The organism is uncultured Methylovirgula sp. (genome assembly GCF_947646745.1).
GTDB lineage: Bacteria > Pseudomonadota > Alphaproteobacteria > Rhizobiales > Beijerinckiaceae > Methylovirgula.
The window spans coordinates 1-25,744 of sequence record NZ_CANSHK010000007.1 but is presented as its reverse complement, the minus strand read 5'-3'; the positions used below and the strand labels follow the sequence as shown (position 1 = coordinate 25,744).

Genomic DNA, 25,744 nt, shown 5'->3' with positions numbered 1-25,744 from the left:
CCGCTTGACTGACATGGGCGACACCTGCAGCCTAAGACATGCAGAAATTTTGGCTTCTTCTTTTCCTGCTCGCGCCCGGCCTCGGCTTTGCGGCGAACGCCGCGAGCGAGGCGCCCGTCCAATCGTATGATGTCTACAAATCCTGGCTGATGGCTTGCGACAACACGCTAAGTTGCGAAGCGAAAGGCTTCAATCAGGACGGTGACCGCACCGAATTGACCATTTCGCGCGAGGCGGGGTCGAAGGGCGCAATTTCCGCCACCATCGGTTCGGAAGCGCGCTTCGGCCTCGATCAAGTGAAGGTCGATGGCGCGACGGTTCCGCTTGGCCCCGGCTGGCAGCGCAAGGATGGCGAGGACGGCACCGTGATCTCGACGTCCAGCCTGGCCGACATCCAAGACCTCGTGCGGCGGCTGCGCAACGGCAAGGCGATCGGCTTGCCGGACGGCAAAAGCATTCCGCTCGACGGTTTTGTCGCCGCGCTGCTGCGCATGGATGCGCGGCAAGGCCGCGCCGGCAACGAAACCGCATTGCTCGATCGCGGAAACCGGCTCGCGTCAGCGGTGCCGCCGGCACCGCCGCTGCCAAAAGTGCCGGCGCGCAAGGTCACGGAGACTCTGGCAAAGGGCGAGGCGCAGAAGCTGATCGATCGCGCACGGCGCGACGGCGCCAAGATCCTCTCGTCCGAGGAATGCGACGACAAGGTCGAATCCATGACCCCCAGCGCCTATGCGCTGGACAAAGCCCGCGCGCTCGTCCTCATTCCCTGCATCATGGGCGCTTATCAGGGGTCTTATCTTGGTTTTGTTGTTGGGCGCCCGGATGGGCCGGCAACGCTGCTCACGCTGCCCATTCCCTATCAGGGAAACCAACCGGGTCAGGCGACTGTCACCGATTTGACCGAAGCCGATTTCGCCCCCGAAACCGGCACGCTCGCAATGTCGGCCAAAGGCCGGGGACTCGCCGATTGCGGTATGGCCGCACGCTGGATCTGGAACGGCAAAGCCTTCGTGCTTGCGGCGCTCTCGTCGCAAGATGCGTGCGGCGGCCTGGAGCCGGGCGACTGGCCGGTTTTGTTCCGCTCAGCGCAATAAAGCAGCGCCGCCGCGCCTAGAAGGGAATATCGTCGTCGATCATTTCCGAGGCGCGGCTCGGGCGCCTGTCGGATTCCATCGGCGAGGTGCGGCCGAAACTGCCGCCGCTGCTCGAGACATCCAATGCGCCGCCGCGATCGTCGAAGGATTCGCCGCGGGCGCCGCCACGGCTGTCGAGCAAGGTCAGCTCACCGCGGAACCGCTGCAGGACGACTTCCGTCGTGCGGCGCTGGTTGCCGTCCTTGTCGGTATATTCGCGCGTCTGCAATTGGCCTTCGAGGTAGACCTTCGAGCCCTTCTTGCAATATTGCTCCGCGATCTTCCCCAAATTCTCGTTGAAGATCACGATATTATGCCATTCCGTGCGGTCCTTACGCTCGCCGCTCGACTTGTCGCGCCAGGATTCGGTCGTCGCCAGGCTGAAGCTGACGACGGAATCGCCCGAATTCAGCCGCCGCACTTCGGGGTCACGGCCCAGATTACCGATCAGAATGACCTTGTTGACGCTGCCCGCCATGACTCTCTCCCACGCATCTGAGCGGCCGACCTTAAAGCCGGCGGGGCCTGCCGCAGACTCCGATTTGCGGTTTTCCACGGAAAGCATTGTTCCTTATTTGTTCCTAGCGCCTTTTGTGCCACATGGCAAGGCGGAAAGTGGCGCGCCGCCGTGGCCAATCTTGGCAAAGCGCCGGTGCGCAGCCTAGATCACGATGATTTCGGATCGTCCGAAATCATAAACGTGATCGATTCATACAGTTTAGAGCGGAATTCTTTGCGAAAAACCGCTGACACTTTTTCGCATCCCGCTCTAGGCTCGCCGCCATCAACGCCAGCCGCGGAGAAGGATCGTGCCGCAGACGCCACTCGATTTCAGCCTGCTCTCGAAGGCCGGGCTGCCGAGACGCGCCTATGTCGCTGACGAGGTGATCTTCCGCGAGGGCGATAAGGCCGAAGCGCTTTATGTGATCGAAAAAGGCGAGGTGGAAATCCGCGGCGGCCGGCGCGTCATCGCCATTCTCGGCTCGGGCGAGTTTTTCGGCGAAATGTCGCTGCTTGACCCGTCGCCGCGCAGCGCCACCGCCGTCGCCGCCTCGGACGTGACGCTGGTGCCGGTTTCGGAAAAGGATTTTCTGAGAATCGTCGGCGAGACGCCAAGCTTCGCGCTCGATCTGCTGCGCCTTTTCGCCCGCCGCCTGCGGGCGCGCGACGGCTATTATTGAAAATTAAGCGATCCTCATTTCGCCCGAGGCATCCTCGACTGCGCCGCGGCTCAAGGCGGCATTCAGCTTTGTCCGGTCGAGTTCGCCTTCCGAGGCGGAAATCACGATTGTCGCAACGCCATTGCCGATGAAATTGGTCAGCGCCCGGCATTCGCTCATGAACTTGTCGATGCCGAGCAGGATCGCCATGCCCGGCACGAGGGCAGGCGAGACGGAGGCGAGCGTCGCCGCGAGCGTGATGAAGCCGGCGCCGGCGACGCCGGTGGCGCCCTTCGAGGTCAGCATGGCGACGAGCAGAATCGTCAATTGCTGGCTGAGCGAGAGGTCGACGCCGAGCGCATGGGCGATGAACAGGGTCGCGAGCGTCATATAAATATTGGTGCCGTCGAGATTGAATGAATAGCCGGCCGGAACGACAAGGCCGACCACCGATTGCGAGCAGCCGAGCGCTTCGAGCTTTTCGAGGAGCCGCGGAAAGGCGCTTTCTGACGAACTCGTGCCGAGCACGATGAGCAATTCGTCCTTCACATAGGCGAGAAACTTGAAAATGCTGAAGCCGGCGAGGCGGGAGATGCTGCCGAGCACCAGGACGGCGAAAAGCGCTGAGGTCAGGTAGAAGGTGGCGATTTCGCCGGCGAGCGCGCCCAGCGCCTGCGTGCCATATTTGCCGACCGTATAGGCCATGGCGCCGAAGGCACCGAAGGGCGCCGCCCGCATCACGATATTGATGACGCCGAAGATCGCGTGCGTCGTCTGGTCGAGCACGTCGGTCAGGAGCTTGCCGCGCGGGCCGAGCGCCATCAGAGCGAAGCCGAACAAGATCGAAAACAGGAGGACTTGCAGAATATCGCCGCGGGCGAAGGCGCCCACCGCGGAGTCGGGAATGATGCTGAGAAGATAATCGACCGGGTGTTCGGCACCCGCGGCCTTGAGGTAATTCGCGACGGCGGCGGCATCGGCATGCGCGGCGAGGCCGGTGCCGGGGCGGATCAGATTGCCGACAATGAGTCCGACGGCGAGCGCGAAGGTCGAGACCACCTCGAAATAGATGATCGCCTTGAGCGCGACGCGGCCGACCTTGCGGGCATCCGATATATGGGCGATGCCGGCCGTCACCGTCAGGAAGATGATCGGCGCGATCGCCATTTTGATGAGCTTGACGAACCCGTCGCCGAGCGCCTTCACCCAATCCGCCGTGGCGGCATGCGGCGCCAGCCAGCCGAAAATCGCCCCGAAAAGGATGGCGACGAGCACCTGGACATAAAGCTGCTTATAGAGCGGCGGCCGGCCTTTGACGGCGAGGGTGGCGGAATCCATGATGTATTCGGTGGCTTTTCTCGTTGGCGGACTTGCCGGCGCCGGGGGTGCCCTTGGCCTTGTCCGTGCGAAACCATATCTTAGGCTGTTCCGATCTTTCCGCGAACCCTAAGCTGTGCGCAACGTCCCGCCAGCCCGGCCCGCTATTTCCTCTCCTCGGAGAGGCGAGGATAACCTGCCAAAGCCATGAAAGCACCGCGCAAATCCGCCCCCCGCAAAGCCAAAGAGCCGGAACTCAACCTGCCGTTTCCCAGGGATGACCGGCGGCTGATCGTCGTGCGCGGGGCGCGTGAACATAACCTCAAAAACATCGATCTCGTCATCCCGCGCGACAAGCTCGTGGTCTTCACCGGCCTCTCGGGCTCGGGCAAGTCGTCGCTCGCCTTCGACACGATCTATGCCGAGGGCCAGCGCCGCTATGTCGAATCCTTGTCGGCCTATGCCCGGCAATTCCTGGAGATGACGCAAAAGCCCGATGTCGATCAGATCGACGGGCTGTCGCCGGCGATCTCCATCGAGCAGAAGACGACATCGCGCAATCCGCGCTCGACGGTCGGCACGGTCACCGAGATCTATGACTATATGCGGCTCTTGTGGGCACGCGCCGGCATTCCCTATTCGCCGGCGACGGGTCTGCCGATCGAGAGCCAGACCGTGTCGCAGATGGTCGATCGCGTGCTGGCGCTGCCGGAGCGCACGCGGCTCTATCTGCTCGCGCCCGTCGTGCGCGGCCGCAAGGGCGAATATCGCAAAGAGATCGCCGACTTTATGAAGCGCGGCTTCCAGCGGCTGAAGATCGATGGACAATTCTATGAGATCGCCGAAGCGCCGGCGCTCGACAAGAAGCTGAAGCACGATATCGAAGTCGTCGTCGACCGCATCGCGGTGCGGCCGGACCTCGCGGCGCGGCTCTCGGAGAGTTTCGAGACCGCACTCGATCTCGCCGACGGCATCGCGATCATCGAATATGCCGATGAGAAGGACGCAAACGGCAAGCCGAAGCAGATCGTCTTCTCGTCGAAATTCGCTTGTCCGGTCTCGGGCTTCACCATTCCCGAGATCGAGCCGCGGCTGTTCTCGTTCAACAATCCGTTCGGCGCCTGTCCGGTCTGCGGTGGCCTCGGCAGCGAGGAGACCGTCGATCCGGATCTGATCGTTCCGGATCCGAAGCTGAGCTTGCGCAAGGGCGCCATCGCGCCCTGGGCGCGCTCGACCTCGCCCTATTATCTGCAAACGCTCGAATCGCTCGCCAAACATTACAAGTTTCGGCTCGACACGCCGTTCGAGGCGCTGCCGAAAGATATCCAGGAGATGATCTTCTACGGCTCGGGCGACGATCCGGTCCGCTTCTCCTATAACGACGGACTGCGTTCCTACGACGTGAAGAAGCCGTTCGAGGGCGTCATCAGCAATCTCGACCGGCGCTATCACGAGACGGAAAGCGAATGGGCGCGGGAAGACATTGCCCGCTTCATGACGGCGACGCCGTGCAAGACCTGCAAAGGCTATCGGCTGAAGCCCGAGGCGCTTGCCGTCAAGATCGAAGCCAAGCATATCGGCGAAGTGTCGGATCTCTCGGTGCGCGATGCGCGCGCCTGGTTCGGCGCGCTACCAGACAAGCTCGACGAGAAACGCGCCGAGATCGCCCGGCGTATTCTGAAAGAGATCAACGACCGGCTCACTTTCCTGATCGATGTGGGCTTGGATTATCTGACGCTCTCGCGCGCCTCCGGCACGCTGTCGGGCGGCGAGAGCCAGCGCATCCGGCTTGCCTCGCAGATCGGCTCCGGCCTCACGGGCGTGCTCTATGTGCTCGACGAGCCGTCGATCGGCCTGCATCAGCGCGACAATGCCAAATTGCTCGAGACGTTGCGGCGGCTGCGCGATCTCGGCAACAGCGTCATCGTTGTCGAACATGACGAGGACGCGATCCTGACGGCCGACCATGTCGTCGATGTCGGCCCCGGCGCCGGCATTCATGGCGGCGAGATCGTTGCCCAGGGCACGGCGACCGAGATTATGGAGGATGCGAAGTCGCTCACCGGGCAATATCTGTCCGGCCGGCTGCAGGTGCCGGTGCCGCGCATGCGGCGCAAGCCCGATCCGGCGCGCAAGCTCAAGATCGTCGACGCCACCGGCAACAATCTGAAGGATGTCAACGTCGATATACCGCTCGGGCTTTTCACTTGCGTCACCGGCGTTTCCGGCGGCGGCAAGTCGACGCTCATCGTCGATACGCTGTACAAAGCGGTGGCGCGCAAGCTCAACGGCGCAGCCGAACATCCCTCACCGCATAAGGCAATCGAGGGCCTGCAGCATCTCGACAAAGTCATCGACATCGATCAATCGCCGATCGGCCGCACGCCGCGCTCAAATCCCGCGACCTATACCGGCGCCTTCACGCCGATCCGCGAATGGTTCGCCGGCCTGCCCGAGGCCAAGGCGCGCGGCTATCTGCCCGGGCGCTTTTCGTTCAACGTGAAGGGCGGCCGCTGCGAGGCCTGCCAGGGCGACGGCGTCATCAAGATCGAAATGCACTTTCTGCCGGACGTCTATGTGACCTGCGATGTCTGCAAGGGTACACGCTATGAGCGCGAGACGCTGGAGGTCAAATATCGCGACAAGTCGATCGCCGACGTGCTCAACATGACCGTCGAGGAAGCGGGGAACTTGTTCAAGGCCGTTCCGTCCATCCGCGAGAAGATGGAGACTTTGTCGCGCGTCGGCCTCGGCTATATCAAGGTCGGCCAGCAGGCCAATACCTTGTCAGGCGGCGAGGCGCAGCGAGTGAAGCTCGCCAAGGAACTCGCCCGCCGCGCCACCGGCCGAACGCTCTATATCCTGGACGAGCCGACAACCGGCCTGCATTTCCACGATGTCGCCAAGCTGCTCGATGTGCTGCACGAACTGGTCGAAGGCGGCAACAGCGTCGTCGTGATCGAGCATAATCTCGATGTCATCAAGACAGCGGACTGGATCATCGACCTTGGTCCCGAAGGCGGCGATGGCGGCGGCACGATTGTCGCGCAAGGAACGCCGGAGGACATTGTCAAAGTCGCCAAGAGCCATACCGGCCATTATCTGAAGCCGATCCTCGAACGGCGCATGAGTCCGCGGAAGGACGCTGCGGAATAGGCGCTGAATGCCGAGAGATACGGGGGCCTCCTGACCCGTGTCCTTATGCGCGAGTCACATAGGTCTATTCAGGTTTCCTATCGCAATTGCCGCGAATTTGGCAGATTCAAGACAATAGCTGCCTCATATGACTGTAATCGGCCGGGAGAAATCCCCATTCCATGCGGATTGCGCATAACAGCGCCGCAATATTCAAACTTCTGCTGCGCTGCGAAGTCGTTTAATAAAATATCAACCCGGTTTTTGGTGCCTTGAGGTTTGTTTCGATTGTCCTCGGCACGGGGGCCGGTCTTGCCGCGAGAGCTTGTTCCCCGCGACTCGCGCTAAAACGCCCGCCGGATCTTCCTCCCATCCGGCGGGCGTTTTCTATTTTCTCGATGAGACGTATTTTCTTCACGCGAACCGGTATCCACTTCGCTCGAAAACACTCTATTCGGCGCCGGCTTTCAACAAGCGGTAGGTGATCGCGTCGGTCAACGCCTGGAACGAGGCGTCGATGATATTGGCCGAGACCCCGACCGTGGACCAATTCTCGCCGCTGCCGTCGCTGAACTCGATCAGCACGCGCGTCACCGCATCCGTGCCGCCTTGGAAGACGCGGACGCGATAGTCGACGAGCTCCAAATCCTCGACCAGCGGCTGATATTTGCCGAGATCCTTGCGCAGTGCCAGATCGAGCGCGTTGATCGGCCCGTTGCCTTCCGCAACCGAGATGGACGTGTCGTCACCGATGCGCAGCTTCACCACCGCTTCCGAAACGGTGACATAGTCGCCCTCGGCATTGCGGCGGTGCTCGGCGTTCACGCTGAAACGCTCGACCTCGAAATAATTCGGCACCGTGCCGAGACTGCGCCGCGCCAGAAGCTCGAAAGAGGCGTCGGCGCCTTCATAGGCGTAAAGCTGCGCCTCCTTCTCTTTCACGTCCTCGAGCAGCCGGCCGAGGCGCGGGTCGTCCTTGTCGAGGGCGACCCCGAGCCGTTCGAGCTCGGCGAGAATGTTCGATTTGCCGGCCTGACTCGAAACCAGGAGGCGGCGCTGATTGCCGACCGCCTCCGGCGCGATGTGCTCATAGGTCGCCGGGTCCTTCATCACCGCCGAGGCATGGATGCCGGCCTTGGTCGCAAAGGCCGAAGCGCCGACATAAGGCGCATGCCGGTCCGGCGCGCGGTTCAAGAGCTCGTCGAGCGTATGGCTGACTTTGGTCAGGGCGGCGAGCTGATCGCGCGAGACGCCGATGTCGAAGGCCCCGGCATAATCCTTCTTCAGCAGCAGCGTCGGGATGAGCGAGACGAGATTGGCATTGCCGCAGCGCTCGCCAAGGCCGTTCAACGTGCCTTGGATCTGCCGCGCGCCGGCGCGCACCGCGGCGAGCGAATTGGCGACGGCGTTTTCCGTATCGTTATGCGCATGGATGCCGATGCGGTCATTGGGAATATGTTTGGCGACCGCGGCGACGATATGCTCGACCTCATGCGGCAGCGTGCCGCCATTGGTATCGCAAAGCACGACCCAGCGCGCGCCGGATTGGTAGGCGGTGCGGGCGACTTCGAGCGCATAGGCGGGATTGGCTTTGTAGCCGTCGAAGAAATGTTCGCAATCGAGCATGGTTTCGCGGCCGTGCTTGACGGCGAGTTCGACCGATTGCGCGATGCCGGCGAGGTTTTCTTCGAGCGTCGTGCCGAGCGCGACGCGGACGTGGTAGTCCCAGGATTTGGCGACGTAGCAGATCGCATCGGCCTCGGCGTCGATGAGCCCGGCAACGCCCGGATCGTTCGCCGCCGAACGGCCGGCACGGCGGATCATGCCGAAAGCCGCGAATTTCGCCTGATGAAACTTCGGCCTCTTGGCGAAGAATTCGGTGTCGAGCGGATTGGCGCCGGGATAGCCACCTTCGATATAATCGACGCCGAGCGCGTCGAGCAGCGCGGCGATGTGGCGCTTGTCGTCGAGCGAGAAATCGACGCCCGTCGTCTGCGCGCCGTCGCGCAACGTCGTGTCATAGAGATAGAGGCGCTCGCGGCTCATCGGTGCGCCTCCGCAACACCGCTCAATGCTTTCGCCATTTTCGTATTGGCGAGCCATTCGCCTTCGATGGCGATGCTCTGGCGGAACTGCGGCTTGAAGCCGAGCTTTTCGAAGAAGGGCAGGGCGGTGTCGCTCGCATCGACATTGAGCGTTTTGGCGCCGCGGCCGCGCGCGAGCGTCTCGATCGCCGCAACGAGGAAGCGGCCGATTCCTTCTTCGGCAATTTCGGGACGCACATAAAGCATGTCGATGAGCTCGTTGCCTTTGAGGCTGACGAAGCCGACGGCCTCGCCGTCGCGCAGCGCGAGCAGCGTCGTCTGCGCGGCGAGACGTTTGGCAAAACGTGCCTCGTCGTCGGCGCTCGCCATCCAGGCGGCGCGCTGGGCCTCGTCGTAATCCTCGTCGGTCAATTCCTCGATCGCATCGCGGAAGATTTGGGCGACGACGCCGGCATCCTGCGGCAGGAACGGGCGCAGCGCCGGCGTGGTGAGGGATGCGTTCACCGCTTCACCTCCCAGCTTGTCGTGCCGTCCTTATTGTCCTTGAGTGCGATGCCCATGCCGATCAATTCGTCGCGAATGCGGTCGGACTCGGCCCAGTCTTTGGCCTTGCGGGCGGCGAGCCGCGCCGCGATGAGGCCTTCCACATGGCTCTTGTCGAACAAGATGGGCGCCGGATTCCAATCCGCAAGCTCGGATTGGAACAGGCCGATGAAATGGCCGGACGAGGCGAAGCGCGTCCCGGCGAGCGCCACGTCGCCCTCCAGCGTTTCGCGATAAAGCCGGCGCAGCACGGTGATCGCTTCCGGCGTGTTGAGGTCGTCTTCGAGCGCAGCGAGAAACTCCGGTGCAAGCGTCGCGGACGTAACGGCAAATTGCGTGGCGACCGGATAATATTTGTCGAGTTCGCGCTGGCTCTCGGTGAGGCTTGCGAGCGTCCAGTCGATCGGCTGGCGGTAATGCGCCTTGAGCATATTGAAGCGCAAAACCTCGCCCGGCCAATCCTTCAGCGCCTGCCGGATGGTGATGAAATTGCCGAGGCTCTTCGACATTTTCTGGCCTTCGACCTGCAGGAAGCCGTTGTGCAGCCAGTAGTTTGCCATGACGCTATGGCCGAAGGCCGAGCAGGTCTGGGCGATCTCGTTCTCGTGATGCGGGAAGACGAGATCGATGCCGCCGCCGTGGATATCGAAAACCTCGCCAAGATATTGCCAGCTCATCGCCGAACATTCGAGATGCCAGCCGGGGCGCCCGTACCCCCAGGGGCTCTCCCAGCCCGGCTCGTTGGCTGCCGAGGGCTTCCAGAGCACGAAGTCCATCGGGCTTTTCTTGTAGGGCGCGACTTCGACGCGGGCGCCGGCGACCATTTCGTCGAGCGGGCGGCGCGACAGCCGGCCATAATCCGGCATCGACGGCACGTCGAAAAGCACATGGCCTTCCGCGACATAGGCGTGGCGCGTCAGCAGCAGCCGCTCGATCAGCGCAATCATCGAAGCAATATGTTCGGTCGCGCGCGGCTGAATATTCGGATCGAGGCAACCGAGCGCCTTGGCGTCGGCCTGGAAGGCGGCATTGGTTTCTTCGGTCAACTGACGGATCGACAGGCCGCGCTCGGCGGCGCGCGCATTGATCTTGTCGTCGACGTCGGTGATGTTGCGGACATAGGTGACATGATCCACGCCGTAGAGATGGCGCAGCAGCCGGAAGAGCACGTCGAAGACGATCAGCGGCCGGGCATTGCCGATATGGGCGAAGTCATAGACCGTCGGCCCGCAGACATACATGCGCACGTTGGCGGGATCGAGCGGCTCGAAGACCTGCTTCTGCCGGGTCAGCGTATTGTAAAGCTGCAAAGCCATAGCTTCCCTTTACAGCCCGGGCTGGCCTGGGAGTCTGATCTGAACTCGGGATGAGGACGAGACGTCTCCGGCCAGCGCGAGGCTAGCGAATAATAATCCGGCGAGGGCGGATGGAGCACGTCATGGCCGGAACATGGGCGAGAACAAGCCCGCGGTCAAGCCGTTCCGAACGATGCACTTAACCGTTTCTTAGCCGCGCGCGGAGAAAACTCACCCTGCCTGCCGAAGTCCGATTCCCGGACTTTCGCTCGCGCGGACGTGGGGAACCTAGTCATGCGCTCAGGTCATTTGGGGGGCGTCATGACGTCGATCGTGCGCGATTACCGGCGGCTCTTGCCGCTGGGTCTGTCGATTCTGGCCGGCCTTCTGGCGCTGGCGGCAATGCAGACCGGGGCGCGGGCGCAAGATCACAAACGGGCCTTCTCCAGCGAGACCTTCGTCATTCCCGCCGACGACGGCTACGGCACCCAGGATTGTCTCGGCAAGGATCGAGCCTGTGGCGAGGTTGTGGCCTCCGCTTGGTGCGAGGCGCATGGCCTCGCGGCACCGATCGCCTTCGGCCCCGCCTCCGACGTCACCGGCGCGACAACAGGGGTGAAGCCGGTGAAGCTCGATCCCAATTCCTTCATCGTCACCTGCCGCGAATAGCGCGAGTCACGAAGTCGCTGAAATTCACGCCGCGTCGATGCAACAACGACGGGCTTCGCCCTTCTTGAGTCGAAGCTTAGAGAAGCGCTTGCACGGCGAGGCTTGCGGCGAAGATTAGTCCGGCGTCGCGATTGGAGCGAAAGAGTTTCAGCGCCACACCGCCGTCGGCCGGGTCAAGGTGCCAGACCTGCCAGGCGAAATGGACGCCAAGGCAGAGCCAGCCGAGGAGGGCCGCGCCATGCGCTGCGCCGGCGGCATAGAGCGCCGCTCCGATCAGCGCGAAAGCCAGCGCGTAGAACAGGCCGACGCCTTGGCGCACATGACCGCCAAATCGCAAGGCCGTCGATTTCACGCCGGCGATAAGATCGTCTTCCATGTCCTGCAGCGCATAGATCGTGTCGTACCCGATCGTCCAGGCGATGCCTCCGGCATAGAGCAGCACGGCCGGCCGGGCGAGGCTGCCCGTTTCCGCGGCCCAGCCGACCAGGGCGCCGAAGGCAAAGGCAAGGCCAAGCACCGCCTGCGGCCAGAAGGTGACGCGTTTCATCAGCGGATAGACGGCGACGATCAGCAGCGAGACTGGCGCCAGCACGATCGTGAAGCGGTTGAAACAAAGCAGGACGGCGAGGCCGACACCGATCTGGGCCGCAAGAAAGAGCGCCGCCGCGCGCGGACTGATGCGGTTTGCCGCCAGCGGTCTGTTGCGCGTCCGTTCGACCTTGGCATCGATATCGCGATCGAGAAAATCGTTATAGGTCGTCCCGGCGCCGCGCATCGCTACGGCACCAATGAGGAAGAGGCCGAGATGCCAAAAATTCGGTGCTACGTGCAGTGAATTGCTGGCGAGCAGCGACGCCCACCAGCACGGCAGAAGCAACAGCCACCAGCCGATCGGCCGGTCGAGCCGGGCAAGCTGGATATAGGGTTGCCAGCCGGGCGGCGCGTGACGCAGCAGGGTCGGACGCCCGGCATCGGGCAGGCTTATGCCGGGCAAAGAATTCATAGAGGGCCGGTCGGCAATTTCTGGCCGCCGAGGGCGGAATCGCTGCCGGCCTGTTGGGCTTTCTTTTCCTGCTCGGCGAAGGCGCAGGCCTTACCGGCGATCTGGGTCGAGTGCTGATAGCTTTTGTCGAGGTTCATGATCGCTTCATCCGGGACCATGCACCAATCCTTGTTCTTCTTGAGATAATCGAGCAAAGCCTTCTCGGCGACCGCGAGTTGGCGCAGCTTCGGGCAGGACAGCGCCGGATCGAGTTGGCCCTTGGTCGAGGATTTGGCGAGCTTGTTCAAGCCCTGGATGATGTCCATACGGTGTTTGGACAAATTGCCGATATCCTCGCTGCATTCGGCCGCCTGCGCCGGGCGGCTCAAGCCGATCGGGAGAGGGGATGTCAGCGGCGCGCCCAAGGTCATGGCGCAGAGGGCAAATCCTGCGGCCAGGGCCGTACCGCGGGTTGGAAGAAACTGCCTCAGCATGGCTCGTCCCGAAAATTCGTTTTGACTGTAACGTGTTGGTCTCATAGCAAAATTCCCTCGCAAGGGGCAAGCGCCCGGCACAAAGGAAGACAATGGCGCGCTACGACTTCACCACACGCCGGCTGTTCGTCGAGGCGCCGTTGCTGGCCGGCGCGCGGATCGCACTTCCACCCCCGGCGGCGCATTATTTGCGCAACGTATTGCGTCTTTCCGATGGCGCGGGGCTGCTCGTTTTCAACGGCCGCGACGGCGAGTGGCAGGCGTCCTTGGCCTCGGCCGGCAAAAAGCAGACGATGCTGGAGGTTTGCGCCTTGGCGCGTGCGCAAGAGCCGCCGGCCGATCTGCATTATCTCTTTGCGCCGCTCAAACATGCCCGGCTCGATTATATGGTGCAAAAGGCGGTCGAAATGGGCGCGGGCCGGCTGCAGCCCGTCCTGACCCAGCATACGCATGCCGAGCGGCTCAATCTCGAGCGCATGCGCGCCAATGTCATCGAGGCGGCCGAGCAATGCGGCATCCTCGCCGTGCCGGAGGTGGCCGAGCCGGTGAAGCTCGCCTCGCTTGTGGCGGCGTGGCCGGCAGAACGGCTGCTCGTCTTTTGCGACGAAGATGCCGAAACCCGCGATCCGCTCGCCGCCTTATCCGCGGTCGCGCCGCCCTCGGCGCTCGCCTTGCTCATCGGCCCGGAGGGCGGCTTCGACGCGAACGAACGCGCCGCGCTTCTGGCGCTGCCGCAGGTCGTGCGGCTCTCGCTTGGGCCGCGCATTCTTCGCGCCGACACCGCCGCGGTCGCAGCCCTCGCCCTGGTGCAGGCGGCCTGGGGCGATTGGCGTGGTTTGAACGAAGGCTGAGAGTTTCCGCGGCGCCTCCACGATATTGCCTCAAACCGTTCTTAACGATGGTGATCGAACCCCGGCGCATTGCTTTGCATCGTGCCGGGTGAAATTGCCGCTGAGCATTCGGGCCGGGCAATTCATTGGGTAGGACGGCTATGTCGGATCGACTGCGCTTCGGTTTTGGTGCGGCCTGTTGCGTATCGAGTGTTCTCAGTCTTGTCGACGTTTCGCCGAGTTTGGCGCGCGACACCTGCGCCGCCTATGGGCCGGATTTCGTTTTGGTCGAGGGGACGCATAGCTGCATGCGAATTGGCGGCCATGTCCGCGTGCAATTTTCGACACCGGTCGAGAACGATCATTTCGCCAGCGGCGGATTTGTCACCGGCAGCGGACTAGGCCCCCGCCCGACCTCTGCAACATTGCGCAGCGACAGCCTCGACGGCGCCCAGGGCTTTGCCGAGCCGGGCCATATGCGCGTCGACACGCGCGATGAATCCTATCGCTGATCAGAGCATCGGACCGAAAAGCGCGAAGCGGTTTTCGGACAAATCCGATGCGATGAGAAAGGCATAAGCGCATCGAGACGATTCCATATGAGCGTCCTTCGCTCGAGGTTTTGTTTTGACGCGTTTTCTTTACGCCAACCGGTATCCACTTCGCTCGAAAACGCTTTAGAACGCGCATTCGCTGAAAGCCGGATCGACGCTGCCGTTCCAGCGCGTCTTGAAACGATGGATCAGATCCTCGGCCTGGCTTTTGCCGGCCGCCACGGCTTCAAGCGGTTCGAGATAAATCGTTTCGTCATGTCCGTCTGCGTCACGGCGCGCGCGCTTGGCCAAGCCTTGCCGCGCGAGCGCGAGCACGTCGTTCGCAATGTCGCGTAGGCTGCGGCCGGCGATCTTGGCGCCGAGGCCGAGACGCGGCGTCTCGGCGCGCAATTGTTGCCGCGCGGCCGCATCCCAGCCCTTGACGATTTGCCAGGCGCCGTCGAGGGCCACGGGATCGTAGAGCAGGCCGAAACAGAGCGCCGGCAGCGCATGCAGAAAGGACTGCGGGCCGGCATCGGCGCCGCGCATTTCGAGATAGCGCTTGAGCCGGACCTCAGGAAAAATCGTCGAAAGATGATTGGCCCAATCGGACAGCGTCGCGCGTTCGCCGGGCAATGCCGCGAGCCGGCCGGCGAGAAGGTCGCGGAAGCTTGCGCCGGCGACATCGTGATAATGATCGCCGCGCTTGACGAAATACATCGGCACGTCGAGCGCGTAATCGACATAGCGCTCGAAACCCATGCCGGGCTCGAAAGCGAAGGGCAGCATGCCGGTGCGCGCGGCATCGGTGTCGCGCCAGATCTCCGAACGCATGGAGAGATAGCCGTTGAGCTTGCCGTCGGCAAAGGGAGAATTGGCGAAGAGCGCCGTGATCAGCGGCTGCAGCGCGAGCGACACGCGCAGCTTCGTCACCATATCGGCTTCGTCCGCGTAATCGAAATTGGTTTGTACCGTGCAGGTGCGGAACATCATGTCGAGGCCATAGGCGCCGACCTTCGGCATGTAACGGGCCATGATCGCGTAGCGCTGCTTCGGCATCATCGGCGTCTCGGCGCGGGTCCATTTTGGGCTCATGCCGAGCGCAAGGAAGCCGATATCGAGCGGTGCGGCGACCGTCTTCAGGGCGGCGAAATGCCGAAGGGTTTCAGCCCTTGTCTCATGGACGCTCGCGAGCGGCGCGCCGGAGAGTTCGAATTGTCCGCCGGGCTCAAGCGAGATGGCGCCGCCAAAGGAATCGTAAAGGCCGATGATATTGCCGGCTTCGACAATCGGCTCCCAGTCGAGTTCCTCCTGCATTCCCTCGAGCAAGGCACGGATGCCGCCTTGCTCGAGCCGGCCGGCATAGGGCACGGGGCGTCGGTCGGCTTGATAGAAGGGAAGCTTCTCGTGCTCGGTGCCGATACGAAACTGCGCCGGAACTTTGGCGCCGGCCTCGGACCAGGCAACAAGCTCGTCGCGCGACGTAACGGGCGTCGGGTCGGAAACGTCGCGGGCCATGATGCGCTTTCGTCGGTCTTCTGTGTGGAATGGTGGCGGCGTTAAAGGAGACCCGCCGCGAGACGTGCCTTGAGCATAATTCTTAAAGCCATTTCATTGCTCTAAAGCTAGTCTCTCAGATTGTCCTTGAAGACGCCGACAAGGCAACGCCATCAATGCAGCCTAAATAAGCGCAGCCGCGGCATGGTGCAATGACATCTATCAAGCCGCCGCGGCCGAGTTTCGGCGCCGATTTTAACGCTTCCTCCATGCCTCCTTAGGCAGATAAGGCAGGGAGAACGTCATGAGCCTCATACGGCGACTCATAACGGATGAACGGGCGGCCACGTCGATCGAATATGCTCTGGTTGCGAGTTTGATCTCGATCGCGATCATCGCCGGGGCGCGCGCCGTCGGCACTGCGCTGCAGGCCAAATTTTTCGGCCCAATCGCCTCGAACCTGACCTAGAGGCGGGATGCGAAAAAGTGTGAGCCGTTTTTCGCGAAAAACCCCGCTCTAAACTACGCGAATCGATCACGTTTATGATTTCGGGTCGGTTCGATCCGAAATCATTGTGATCGCGCGACGCGCTCCCGCGATATTCTTTTCACGGGAACGCATCGGTGCCGGCCGTCAGCGGTTGCCGCCGAGGATTTTGCCGATTTCGTCCTGCAGGCTGGACTGGGTGACGTTTGGCGGCAAATTGCCGGTTTGGAACATAGTGGTCAGCGAGTTGAGCGCCGAGCCAAGTGAGGCATTGCCGGCGGTATTGCCGCCGGGCGCGCCGCCGCCGCCAAGCAGGCTGCCGAGCAAATTGGTCAGCATGCCCATGAGCCCGCCGGAGGAGCCTGCCGAACCTGCCGAGCCCCCGAGCACGGAGCCGAGATTGCCCTGTTCCGCGGCCGTGGCGAGCTGTCCGAGCATGCCGCCAAGGCCTTGATTGTGCAACGAAGTCGCGAGGCCGCCGATGGCGATCGAGGCGACGACCGGCAGCATCTGCATGAGGATATCCGGGCGGATGCCGGTGACGGCCGAGGCTTGCTGGGCGATCTGCTGAAGCACGTGATTGGAGCCGAGGATCTGCGAGAGCGTGTCGCTGCTCTTCTGCGTCGCGGCAGGCGATTGCGCGACGTTCGGATCGTTGAACGAGGCTTGATGCGTGCTGTCGGTGACCGCCGAGATGACGGAACCGAGCGTACCGGGATTGGTCGCAGCCTTGGTCAGTCCGGCCGAAAGCGCCGGGATCAGGGCTTGAACGGCAGCCTGCGCCTGTTCGGGCGAAAGGCCGAACCGCTCGGCAATATTATTGATGGCCTGGCCGCCTTGGGCGCTTTGCAGAATATCGTTGAGATTGAACATGCATGAACCTCCTCGCCGGCCGATTCTGTCGCGGTCACACCGGCCCCATCACGCGCAGCGATCCTACGTGGTCGAGCGGAAATTGGCGAGAGACGACCGTGCCTCGCGATTGCCGCGCCGCACACCGTTGCGTGACGAGCCCGTATCAACGACTTATGACATTGATCTTACGGTAATTTCGAGACATGACGATCGGCAGGAAGAGAATTGGCAGGCGCAAAAGCCCCGCTCCCTTTTCGCTGCCGCTCTAGTGAGCCTTCTTGCCGAAGATGAATTGCTGCGGATTGTCCTCGACCGATTTGATCGCCTGGTCGAGGTCCTGCAGCGTCTTGCGGCCATCAACCGCGAGCGCCTCATACTGGCGCAGTCCTGCGCCGGTAAAGTGATTGAGGTTGGCGGTGAGCTCTCGGGTGCGCTCGTCGAGATGATCGGCGAGCGTATGGATCGATTTCGCCGCTTCGGCGATCTCCTCGAAAGCGCCCTTCGAGTCCGTCGTCTTGAGGAAGCCGTTGAGGCTCGTCAGCACGGTCTGGACCTGATCGGCATCCTTGTTGAGCTTGCCGGAAAGCTCCGAAAGATCCTTGATCGTCGACTTCACTTGGCCCGGATCGACGGCCTTTACGACACGGTCGGTATCGTCGGCGAGCGTCGAGAGTTTCGTCGAAAGCGGCCCGATCTGCTTGCCGACATCCGTCATCGCCGCGAGGAATTGCTTCACCCCGCCTGAGTTCGCGGCGAGTGCATCGGAGAATTTCTCGACATTCTTGACTGAGGCGTTAAGCGGCGCCGCATTGTCGTCGAGCAGCTTGTTCGCCTTGCTCAAAAGGTCCGAGGCTTGCCCGGTGATAGCGCGCGCGGCCTGCAGCATGTCCTGAAAACCGCCGTGCTCGGCCATGATCACCGGCGGCCCGCCACCGGCCGGCTTGGGCAGCGGCGGCGCGTCAATGTCGCCGCCGGCGAGCGCGATGGATTGCACGCCGGTAAAGCCGCTCGATTCGAGTTGCGCCTTGGTGTCCGCCCGCACCGGCACCCGGGCATCGACATTGATCAGCGCATAGACATGCTCCGGGTCCTGCGGCAACAGATTGATCTCGGTCACCTCGCCGACGCGCACGCCGTTGAAGAGCACGAAGCTGCCGCGGCCAAGTCCGGAGATCGAGCCGGTGAAGATCACCTTATAAGTGTGCGTGCCCGCCGGCCGGCTGCCGCCGCCCGAGAGCCAATAGACCGAGAAAAAGCCGACCGCGACGACGGCCAGAGCGAAGGCCCCGATCAGCGCATAATGGGCTCGTGTCTCCATAAGTCCTCTTTTCGAGCGGTGGATGTTCGCAGGGAACCGTCACACGCTCTGCTGTCTTTTAACCGCCTCGGATTTTCCCGGAAACCGCTTCGCACGTTCCGGTCCGATGCTTTATCGCGCCGGCGGGGCGCGCAATTGTGGCCGCGCCGCTGCGTCGGCCTGACGGGCGCGCTTGCCGTGGAAATAATTACGCAGCCACGGATGGTCCGAGGCGAGCATCGTACTGATCGGTCCCGCAGCGATCACCTTCCCGTCGGCCAGAGCGGCGACACGATCGCAGGCGGCATAAAGGCTATCGAGGTCGTGGGTCACCATAAAGACCGTGAGACCCAGCGTCTTTTGCAGCGTGGCGATCAGTTCGTCGAATTCGGCGGCGCCGATCGGGTCGAGACCCGAGGTCGGCTCATCGAGGAAGACAAGCTCCGGATCGAGCGCCAAAGCCCGCGCGAGCGCCGCGCGCTTGATCATACCGCCCGACAATTCCGCCGGATATTTTTCGGCCGCGTCGGGTTGTAGGCCGACGAGTTCGATCTTTAGCATGGCGAGTTCGTCGGCGAGCCGGCCGGTGAGCCGCAAATGTTCGCGCAACGGCACTTGCACATTCTGCTTCACGGTGAGGCCGGAGAAGAGGGCGCCCATCTGGAACATCACGCCGAAGCGGCGTTCGAGCCTTTTGCGCGCCATGAAATCGAGCGCATCGAGATCGGCGCCGAAAACCTCGATCGTGCCGCGCTGCTTGGCATTGAGGCCGAGAATCGTGCGGGTCAGCACCGATTTGCCCATGCCCGAGCCGCCGACGAAGCCCATCACTTCGCCCTTGCGCACGTCGAGATTAAGACCGTCGAGGATCACCTTCTCGCCGAAGGCGACAGTCAGATCGCGGACTTTGATCGCGAGCGGCGCTGCGTCTTCTCTCTGCGGATCGTGAAGCGGTCCGTTGTTCATCGCTCAGAACCGGATCGAGCTGAAAAAGATGGAGAAGAATCCATCGACGACGATCACCATGAAGATCGATTTGACCACCGACGCCGTCACCTGGCGGCCGAGCGATTCTGCCGAGCCCTGCACATTGAAACCTTCCGTGGCGGCGATGAGCCCGATGACCAGCGCCATGAACGGCGCCTTGATGATGCCGACCCAGAAATCGCTTGTATCGACCGCATTTTGCAAATGGGTCAGGAAATTCTCCGGGGTGATTCCGCCATAGCCCCACGCAACCAGCATGCCACCGAAAAGCGCCGCCGTATTGGCGGCGATGGTGAGCGCCGGCAGCGCCAGGACCAAAGCGATCAGCCGCGGCACGACCAGCACTTCGATCGGCTGCAGGCCCATCACATGCAGCGCGTCGATCTCCTCGCGCATTTTCATGGCGCCGATTTCGGCCGTGATGGCCGAGCCCGAGCGTCCGGCGATCATGATCGAGGTGAGCAGCACGCCCAATTCGCGCATCGTCAGCATGCCAACGAGGTCGATGGCATAGGTCGGCGCGCCGAAGCGCTGCAGCAGATAGATGCCGCGTTGGGCAACGATGCCGCCGACGAGAAAATTGATGAGCGCGATGATCGGCAGGCTGCGAAAGGCGAAATTCTCAAAATGGACGATGACCGATGTGATGCGAAAGCGCGAGGGCGTGAGCAGGGTCCGGCCGAGCGTCGCCACCACCTCGCCGAGAAAGGACGTGGCATTGAAGAGATCGCGCCCCGTGGTGACGAGGCTCTCACCGACATCGGCGGCAATTTCGAAGCCCAAATTCTTGCGCGGCGGTGGCAGATCCGGAAAGGTCCGGTAGCGGGCCTCCGACAGGAGAATCTGGAATTCCGGCCGCACTCGTTCGAGCCGCGTGGCAATGCCGCGGCCGTTCAGATCCTGCCGAGTCCGGTCGATCAGAAAGGCGCCCGACGTGTCGAGCCGCTCGATGTCGCCGAGGTCGAAAACGGCTTGCGCCGCACCGCGGGCTTCCGCGATCAACATCTCGACACGCTCTTGCAGCGCCCGCGCGGCATCGACCGTCCAGCTTCCGGCGAAGCGGAAGTGCAGGGCGTCGTCGGTCCGTGCGCTTGAAAAATCCGGAATTTGCGGCATCGGCCCAATGTGCCGGAGGCTAAGCTGATGTGCGCCCGTTTAGCCGCGACTCACGGCAAAGTCGAGGCAATCTATTCCGCAGCGCTGCGCGCCGCGGCGCCGATCCATTGATCGAGATCGGCGGCGGCACGGGCGCTCAAGGCGCATTTCTTTGCCGCCGCCTTGTCCGGCCCGCGCAAACGTTTGCCGTCTTCGGCTTTCGGTGCGCTGGTGAGTGGTGGGAACAGGCCGAAATTGACGTTCATCGGCTGGAACGACGACCGGCCCGCGTCGATCACGGCGATGTGACCTCCGGTGATGTGATTGACGAGCGCGCCGAGCGCCGTGGTCGGCGGCGGCGGATCAAGCGGCAGGCCCAAGCGCTCGGCAGCCGCCAAGCGGCCGGCGAGCAGGCCGATCGCGGCGCTTTCGACATAGCCCTCGCAGCCGGTGATCTGGCCGGCGAAACGCAGCCGCGGGTCGGCCTTGAGGCGCAGCCGGGCGTCGAGCACTTTCGGCGCATTGAGATAGGCGTTGCGGTGCAGGCCGCCGAGCCGGACGAAATTCGCGCCTTCGAGGCCCGGGATCGTGCGGAAGAGTGCGACTTGCGCCGCATGTTTCAGCTTTGTCTGGAAGCCGACCATATTGAACAACGTGCCGAGCCGGTTGTCTTGGCGCAATTGCACGACGGCATAAGGCTTTCTGTCCGGCCCATGCGGATTGGTGAGACCGAAGGGTTTCATCGGCCCGTGCCGCAATGTCTCGCGGCCGCGCTCGGCCATCACCTCGATCGGCAGGCAGCCGTCGAAATAGGGCGTGCCTTCGAACTCTTTGAACGCGATTGTCTCGCCGGCGATGAGCCCGTCGATGAACGCCTCGTACTGCTCGCGCGAGAGCGGGCAATTGATGTAATCGGCGCCGTCGCCTTCCGGGCCGACGCGATCATAGCGCGATTGGAACCAGGCTTTGCTCATGTCGATCGTCTCGCGTTCGACGATCGGCGCGATCGCGTCGAAAAAGGCAAGGTCCGCCTCGCCGGTCAAAGCGCGAATCGCTCCGGCGAGCGCCGGCGATGTCAGCGGCCCGGTGGCGATGATCACCTGATCCCAATCGGACGGTGGCAGACCGTTGACCTCGTTGCGGACGATCGAGACCTGCGGACAGGCGGTGAGCGCTGCGGTGACATGCTGCGCAAAGCTTTCGCGATCGACGGCCAGCGCGCCGCCTGCCGGCACCTTGTGCGCATCGGCAGCGGCGAGGATCAGCGAATCGAGCCGCCGCATCTCGCGGTGCAGAATGCCGATGGCGCTCGTCTGCGGATCGTCGGCGCGAAACGAATTCGAGCAGACGAGTTCGGCGAAATCGCCGGTCTGATGCGCCGGGGTCGTGCGCACCGGCCGCATCTCGTGCAGCACGACCGGCAGGCCGAGCCGAGCCATCTGCCAGGCGGCCTCGGAGCCCGCCAGACCTGCGCCAATGATGTGGACCGGCCGGGTCACAGCCGTGGATCGATCTCGGTTTTCTCGCGGCCGAGCAGCGCGGTGCGTTCCGCTGCCGTCTCGAGCATCGGCAGAATGTCGTCGACCGCTTCGGCCACGAGATAGCGCACTTCGAAATTCGGCTGAATGAAGCGGCGCTCGCGCATATGCGCAAAAAGATCGAGCAAGGGCCGCCAGAAGCCGCCGATGTCGGCGAGGAGCACCGGCTTGGTATGCCGCCCGAGCTGAACCCAGGTCAATTGCTCGACCAGTTCCTCGAGCGTGCCAATGCCGCCGGGCAAAGCGACGAAAGCGTCGGCCTTTTCGAACATCAGCCGCTTGCGGGTGTGCATGTCGGGCACAACGATCATGTTTTGCGCGGCTTCGAGCGCCACTTCGCGCTCGGACAGAAATTGCGGGATGATCCCGGTGACGAAGCCGCCCCCGGACAGGACCGAGCGGGCGAGTGCGCCCATGAGGCCGGTATTGCCGCCGCCGTAGACGAGGCCGATCCCCGCCGCGGCGAGAACGCGGCCGAAGGCGGCCGCGGCTTCGGCATAGGCGGGCGCCGCGCCTTGTGCGGAGCCGCAATAGACACAGACATTGCGGATCACGCCTGCATTCGCCGCGCGTCGGGGCGAATCTTGCAAGTTGGTTTTGGTCATGCGGGGCTTGTCGCCCCGAGACCGGGGAGGGTCAAGAAATTCCGGCAAAAAGTGAAGAACCGTGCGCGCAAAACCCGGCCGCCAACGGCAAAGCCAGCGATTTCGCTTCCCTATTCGAATAAAGGCGTTAAATGAGGCGGACGAACAAAGAACGAGCGATAGAATCCGCCGGGGGAGGGATGATACTGATGACGCGATCGCGAATTGTGGCCCTTGTGCTTGGCACCGCGGTGGTCGCCGTCGGCGGGGGCCTCGCTTGGCGTCAATATCTCACCCAGGCATCGCGGCCGCTTTCGCTCGCATCCGGCGGCCCTTCGACGCAGTCGGCAAAGCCCGAGGTGCCGGCATTGGCCCCCGCGCCCGCAGCCCCGTCGGTGGCTGTGCCGCCGAAGCCCGCGGCCCCCGCTGCGGCCCCGCCGCCCGAGCCGACGGCCGAAGTTGACACGCTTGCTCCCGAAGCCGCAGTGCCGCCGCCGGCGGTCGATCTCGCCCCGACGTTGCCGCAATTCGATACCGTGCGGGTGGAACCCTCGGGCGACACCGTCGTCGCCGGCCACGGTCAGCCGAACGCGCAAGTCGCGCTGCTCGCCAACGGCAATCCGATCGCCAACGAGGATTCGGACGGCGCCGGCAATTTCGTCATCATCCCAACGCCTCTGGCGCCCGGCAATTACGATCTCAGATTGCGCAGTGAACGGCCAGGCAAGCCACCCCGCATTTCCACCCAGGTCGTGACCGTGTCGGTCCCGGCGAAGGGTCAGAAAAACCTCGTCGTCGCGGTCGCCGAGCCCGGCAAGCCGACGAAGATCATTGCCGATACGGCCGCGCCGGCGGCCCCGGTTCCGAACATGCCGTCTAGCCCGTCAGCCCCTGGCGCGATGCAAAAGCCGTCGGTCAGCTTCAAAACCGCCGAGGTCGATCGGGACGGATTCTATGCCACCGGCCTGGCGACGCCGCCGGGCGAGCCTTTGCGGATTTATCTCAATGGCACCCGCATCGCCGATCTGAGGGCGGCCGCCGACAGCCATTGGTCGCTGACGATCAAGCGGGGTCTGGCGCCGGGCCATTATGCGCTGCGCGCCGATGCGCTTGACGCGGCGCAAAAGGTTGTCGCGCGCGCCGAAGTCGGCTTCGACGTGCCGCTTCTTGTCGCCGCGGCGGAGCCGGGTTCGACGCCGAAGCAGCAAATCGGATCGCCGCCTGCGGCAGAGACGGCGCCGGCCGCGCCCTCGATGTCTGCTGCGCCCTCCGCTGCCGCGCCTTCTGCTGTGCCGGCAAATCCGCCGCCGATCCGCGAGGCCGAGGCGCCGCCGCCAGGCGCGAGTGCCAACGACGCCGTGGTGCCGCGGATCGATACCGCCACCGTCATCCATGGCGATAGCCTCTGGCGCATCAGCCGCAAGATTTTCGGCCACGGCATCCGCTACACGCTGATCTACGAGGCCAATGCGTCGCAGATCCGCGATCCGAACCTCATCTATCCGGGTCAGGTGTTCGTGGTGCCGCCGCAAAAATGATAATCTCTCGATGATCGACGATGGCGAAACCGGCGTCGGGCCACGGTAGCGATAGGGGCGCGAGCGCCTATATGCGAGTCACGGCGTACGCACGCCGGCTCAATCGTCATCAAGAGGACCATGCTGCAACCCAATCCCAACGTGCCGTCCGCGCGGAGCAGATCGCGCGGAGCCAAGAATTTCGCGGCGGCCCTGACGGCGCTTTCGGGCACTTGGGGCAAGCTCTGGCCCTATGTTTGGCCAAGCGGGCGGCGCGATCTGCAAATGCGGATGTACGCGACCTTCGCTTTGCTGCTCATTGGCAAGCTCGTCACCGTCGCAGTGCCCTATGCCTTCAAATGGGCGACGGATGGGCTTTCCGGCCATCACGCGCCGCATGAGATTTTCGGTTGGGTCGCCGGTCCGTTGGCGCTGACCTTGCTCTACGGGCTACTGCGCATTGCGATGGCGGCCTTCACCCAGGCGCGCGATGCCATCTTCGCCGATGTGGCGATGCACGCCGTGCGCCGCCTCGCCAACGACGTCTTCGTCCATCTGCATCTCCTGTCGCTGCGCTTCCATTTGCAACGGCGCATCGGCGGCTTGACACGCATTCTCGAACGCGGCCGCGATGCGATCGAGACGATCGTGCGCACGGTCGTGCTCGTCGCGATGCCGACGGCGGTCGAATTTCTGTTGATCCTGGCGGTGGTCTTCGTCCAGTTCGACTGGCGCTATACGGCGGCCGTCGCCGTCATGATCGCCGCCTATACCGCGTTCACGCTCGCCGCGACCAACTGGCGTATCGGCATCCGCCGGACGATGAACGAGAGCGATATCGATGCCAACAGCAAGGCGCTCGATTCGCTCCTGAACTACGAAACGGTCAAATATTTCGGCGCCGAGGCGCGCGAAGCCGCACGCTACGACCGGTCGATGGCCCGCTACGAGCAGACGAGCGTCAAATCCTATACATCGCTGACCTTTCTCAATTTCGGCCAGGCCCTGATCTTCTCGCTCGGGCTCACGGTCGTGATGGCGATGAGCATCATGGGCATCCGCGCCGGGCACAACAGCATCGGCGATTTCGTGCTGATCAATGCGATGATGATCCAGCTTTATCAGCCGCTGAACTTCCTCGGCTCAATCTATCGCGATATTCGTCAGGCGACGATCGATCTCGAAATGATGTTCGGCATTCTCAATGAATATCCCGAGATTGCCGATAGGCCAGGGGCGAAGCCGCTCGCCGTCTCGGGCGGCGATCTGCGTTTCGAGGATGTCCATTTCAGCTACGATCCGGACCGCGAAATCCTGAAGGGTGTCAGCTTCGAGGTTCCGCCCGGCAAGACCGTTGCGATTGTCGGCCCGTCGGGCGCCGGCAAATCGACGCTCTCGCGGCTGATCTTCCGCTTCTACGAGCCGTCTTCCGGAGCGATCACGATCGACGGCCAGAATATCGAGGCCGTGACACAGCAATCGCTGCGCGCCGCGGTCGGCATGGTGCCGCAGGATACCGTGCTCTTCAACGATACGATCGAATACAACATCCGCTATGGCCACGCCGATGCGGGGGATGCCGATGTGAAGGAGGCGGCGCGGCTCGCGCAGATCGATCGTTTTATCGAGAGCGTGCCGGGCGGCTATCGGGCGCAAGTCGGCGAGCGCGGACTGAAGCTGTCCGGCGGCGAGAAGCAGCGTGTCGCCATCGCGCGGACCATTCTCAAGGGGCCGCCGATCCTCGTCCTCGA

The 25,744-nt window shown here is 63.1% G+C and carries 23 protein-coding genes; 9 read left to right on the top strand and 14 right to left on the bottom strand.

Annotated elements, in window-relative coordinates:
* The first annotated feature begins 38 nt into the window (after window positions 1–38).
* Window positions 39–1,094 (top strand): DUF1176 domain-containing protein, encoded by a 1,056-nt coding sequence (locus Q0025_RS03295; RefSeq protein WP_297295990.1) that lies wholly within the window; start codon window positions 39–41, stop codon window positions 1,092–1,094.
* A 16-nt stretch (window positions 1,095–1,110) separates the two neighbouring features.
* Here the strand turns inward: Q0025_RS03295 and ssb are convergent, their stop codons facing one another.
* The gene (ssb, locus tag Q0025_RS03290) at window positions 1,111–1,611 is read right to left on the bottom strand and encodes a single-stranded DNA-binding protein (protein ID WP_297295988.1); all 501 of its coding nucleotides are present in this window, start codon (window positions 1,609–1,611) and stop codon (window positions 1,111–1,113) included.
* Window positions 1,612–1,942: 331 nt separating this feature from the next.
* Here ssb and Q0025_RS03285 point away from each other — a divergent pair, with 331 nt between their 5' ends.
* A complete protein-coding gene (locus tag Q0025_RS03285) occupies window positions 1,943–2,314 on the top strand; it encodes a cyclic nucleotide-binding domain-containing protein (RefSeq protein WP_297295986.1) in 372 nt (123 codons plus the stop codon).
* A 3-nt stretch (window positions 2,315–2,317) separates the two neighbouring features.
* On the opposite strand, the gene dctA is transcribed toward Q0025_RS03285, so the two are convergent.
* Window positions 2,318–3,631 carry a C4-dicarboxylate transporter DctA gene (gene dctA / locus Q0025_RS03280; RefSeq protein WP_297295984.1) on the bottom strand — a complete coding sequence of 438 codons (1,314 nt, stop codon included), beginning with the start codon at window positions 3,629–3,631 and terminating at the stop codon, window positions 2,318–2,320.
* A gap of 186 nt (window positions 3,632–3,817) precedes the next feature.
* On the opposite strand from dctA, the gene uvrA reads away from it, so the two are divergent.
* Window positions 3,818–6,766 carry an excinuclease ABC subunit UvrA gene (uvrA, locus tag Q0025_RS03275; RefSeq protein ID WP_297295982.1) on the top strand — a complete coding sequence of 983 codons (2,949 nt, stop codon included), beginning with the start codon at window positions 3,818–3,820 and terminating at the stop codon, window positions 6,764–6,766.
* 429 nt (window positions 6,767–7,195) lie between these two features.
* On the opposite strand, the gene cimA is transcribed toward uvrA, so the two are convergent.
* Genes cimA through cysS form a run of 3 tightly spaced genes read right to left on the bottom strand, consistent with a single transcriptional unit; the run spans window position 7,196 to window position 10,649 of the window.
* Complete coding sequence (gene cimA / locus Q0025_RS03270; RefSeq protein ID WP_297295980.1) at window positions 7,196–8,791, bottom strand: citramalate synthase; 1,596 nt, start codon at window positions 8,789–8,791, stop codon at window positions 7,196–7,198.
* On the bottom strand, window positions 8,788–9,294 hold the full coding sequence (locus Q0025_RS03265; protein WP_297295979.1) for a GNAT family N-acetyltransferase: 507 nt from the start codon (window positions 9,292–9,294) through the stop codon (window positions 8,788–8,790). Before Q0025_RS03265 ends, cimA begins: the two co-directional genes overlap by 4 nt.
* Window positions 9,291–10,649 carry a cysteine--tRNA ligase gene (cysS, locus tag Q0025_RS03260; protein ID WP_297295977.1) on the bottom strand — a complete coding sequence of 453 codons (1,359 nt, stop codon included), beginning with the start codon at window positions 10,647–10,649 and terminating at the stop codon, window positions 9,291–9,293. Before cysS ends, Q0025_RS03265 begins: the two co-directional genes overlap by 4 nt.
* 300 nt (window positions 10,650–10,949) lie before the next feature.
* On the opposite strand from cysS, the gene Q0025_RS03255 reads away from it, so the two are divergent.
* On the top strand, window positions 10,950–11,297 hold the full coding sequence (locus Q0025_RS03255; protein WP_297295975.1) for a hypothetical protein: 348 nt from the start codon (window positions 10,950–10,952) through the stop codon (window positions 11,295–11,297).
* A 76-nt stretch (window positions 11,298–11,373) separates the two neighbouring features.
* Here the strand turns inward: Q0025_RS03255 and ubiA are convergent, their stop codons facing one another.
* Both ubiA and Q0025_RS03245 read right to left on the bottom strand, forming a co-directional pair.
* Window positions 11,374–12,300: a 4-hydroxybenzoate octaprenyltransferase gene (gene ubiA / locus Q0025_RS03250; RefSeq protein ID WP_297295973.1), complete on the bottom strand. Its 927-nt coding sequence runs from the start codon at window positions 12,298–12,300 to the stop codon at window positions 11,374–11,376.
* Window positions 12,297–12,620: a hypothetical protein gene (locus Q0025_RS03245; protein ID WP_297295971.1), complete on the bottom strand. Its 324-nt coding sequence runs from the start codon at window positions 12,618–12,620 to the stop codon at window positions 12,297–12,299. Before Q0025_RS03245 ends, ubiA begins: the two co-directional genes overlap by 4 nt.
* Window positions 12,621–12,865: 245 nt before the next feature.
* On the opposite strand from Q0025_RS03245, the gene Q0025_RS03240 reads away from it, so the two are divergent.
* Together Q0025_RS03240 and Q0025_RS03235 are read left to right on the top strand one after the other, a co-directional pair.
* Complete coding sequence (locus Q0025_RS03240) at window positions 12,866–13,624, top strand: 16S rRNA (uracil(1498)-N(3))-methyltransferase (protein WP_297295969.1); 759 nt, start codon at window positions 12,866–12,868, stop codon at window positions 13,622–13,624.
* Between the two features lie 140 nt (window positions 13,625–13,764).
* Window positions 13,765–14,115, top strand: coding sequence for a porin (locus Q0025_RS03235; RefSeq protein WP_297295967.1), 351 nt, complete (start codon window positions 13,765–13,767; stop codon window positions 14,113–14,115).
* A 165-nt stretch (window positions 14,116–14,280) separates the two neighbouring features.
* On the opposite strand, the gene Q0025_RS03230 is transcribed toward Q0025_RS03235, so the two are convergent.
* The gene (locus Q0025_RS03230) at window positions 14,281–15,654 is read right to left on the bottom strand and encodes a glutamate--cysteine ligase (RefSeq protein ID WP_297295965.1); all 1,374 of its coding nucleotides are present in this window, start codon (window positions 15,652–15,654) and stop codon (window positions 14,281–14,283) included.
* Window positions 15,655–15,937: 283 nt separating this feature from the next.
* On the opposite strand from Q0025_RS03230, the gene Q0025_RS03225 reads away from it, so the two are divergent.
* Window positions 15,938–16,102 carry a Flp family type IVb pilin gene (locus Q0025_RS03225; RefSeq protein ID WP_297295963.1) on the top strand — a complete coding sequence of 55 codons (165 nt, stop codon included), beginning with the start codon at window positions 15,938–15,940 and terminating at the stop codon, window positions 16,100–16,102.
* 165 nt (window positions 16,103–16,267) lie between these two features.
* On the opposite strand, the gene Q0025_RS03220 is transcribed toward Q0025_RS03225, so the two are convergent.
* The 6 genes from Q0025_RS03220 to Q0025_RS03195 form a co-directional block, all read right to left on the bottom strand.
* A complete protein-coding gene (locus tag Q0025_RS03220; protein ID WP_297295961.1) occupies window positions 16,268–16,993 on the bottom strand; it encodes a DUF937 domain-containing protein in 726 nt (241 codons plus the stop codon).
* Between the two features lie 247 nt (window positions 16,994–17,240).
* Window positions 17,241–18,293, bottom strand: coding sequence for an MlaD family protein (locus Q0025_RS03215; protein WP_297295959.1), 1,053 nt, complete (start codon window positions 18,291–18,293; stop codon window positions 17,241–17,243).
* A 111-nt stretch (window positions 18,294–18,404) separates the two neighbouring features.
* Window positions 18,405–19,238 (bottom strand): ATP-binding cassette domain-containing protein, encoded by an 834-nt coding sequence (locus Q0025_RS03210; protein ID WP_297295957.1) that lies wholly within the window; start codon window positions 19,236–19,238, stop codon window positions 18,405–18,407.
* A 3-nt stretch (window positions 19,239–19,241) separates the two neighbouring features.
* Window positions 19,242–20,375 carry an ABC transporter permease gene (locus Q0025_RS03205; protein ID WP_297295955.1) on the bottom strand — a complete coding sequence of 378 codons (1,134 nt, stop codon included), beginning with the start codon at window positions 20,373–20,375 and terminating at the stop codon, window positions 19,242–19,244.
* A 71-nt stretch (window positions 20,376–20,446) separates the two neighbouring features.
* Complete coding sequence (gene trmFO, locus Q0025_RS03200) at window positions 20,447–21,853, bottom strand: methylenetetrahydrofolate--tRNA-(uracil(54)-C(5))-methyltransferase (FADH(2)-oxidizing) TrmFO (RefSeq protein WP_297295952.1); 1,407 nt, start codon at window positions 21,851–21,853, stop codon at window positions 20,447–20,449.
* Window positions 21,850–22,497 (bottom strand): TIGR00730 family Rossman fold protein, encoded by a 648-nt coding sequence (locus tag Q0025_RS03195; RefSeq protein WP_297295950.1) that lies wholly within the window; start codon window positions 22,495–22,497, stop codon window positions 21,850–21,852. The genes trmFO and Q0025_RS03195 overlap by 4 nt, the downstream gene beginning before the upstream one ends.
* 188 nt (window positions 22,498–22,685) lie before the next feature.
* Here Q0025_RS03195 and Q0025_RS03190 point away from each other — a divergent pair, with 188 nt between their 5' ends.
* Both Q0025_RS03190 and Q0025_RS03185 read left to right on the top strand, forming a co-directional pair.
* Window positions 22,686–24,014: a LysM peptidoglycan-binding domain-containing protein gene (locus Q0025_RS03190; protein WP_297295949.1), complete on the top strand. Its 1,329-nt coding sequence runs from the start codon at window positions 22,686–22,688 to the stop codon at window positions 24,012–24,014.
* 120 nt (window positions 24,015–24,134) lie between these two features.
* The coding region (locus tag Q0025_RS03185; RefSeq protein WP_297295947.1) for an ABC transporter ATP-binding protein/permease at window positions 24,135–25,744 on the top strand (1,610 nt) is incomplete at its 3' end.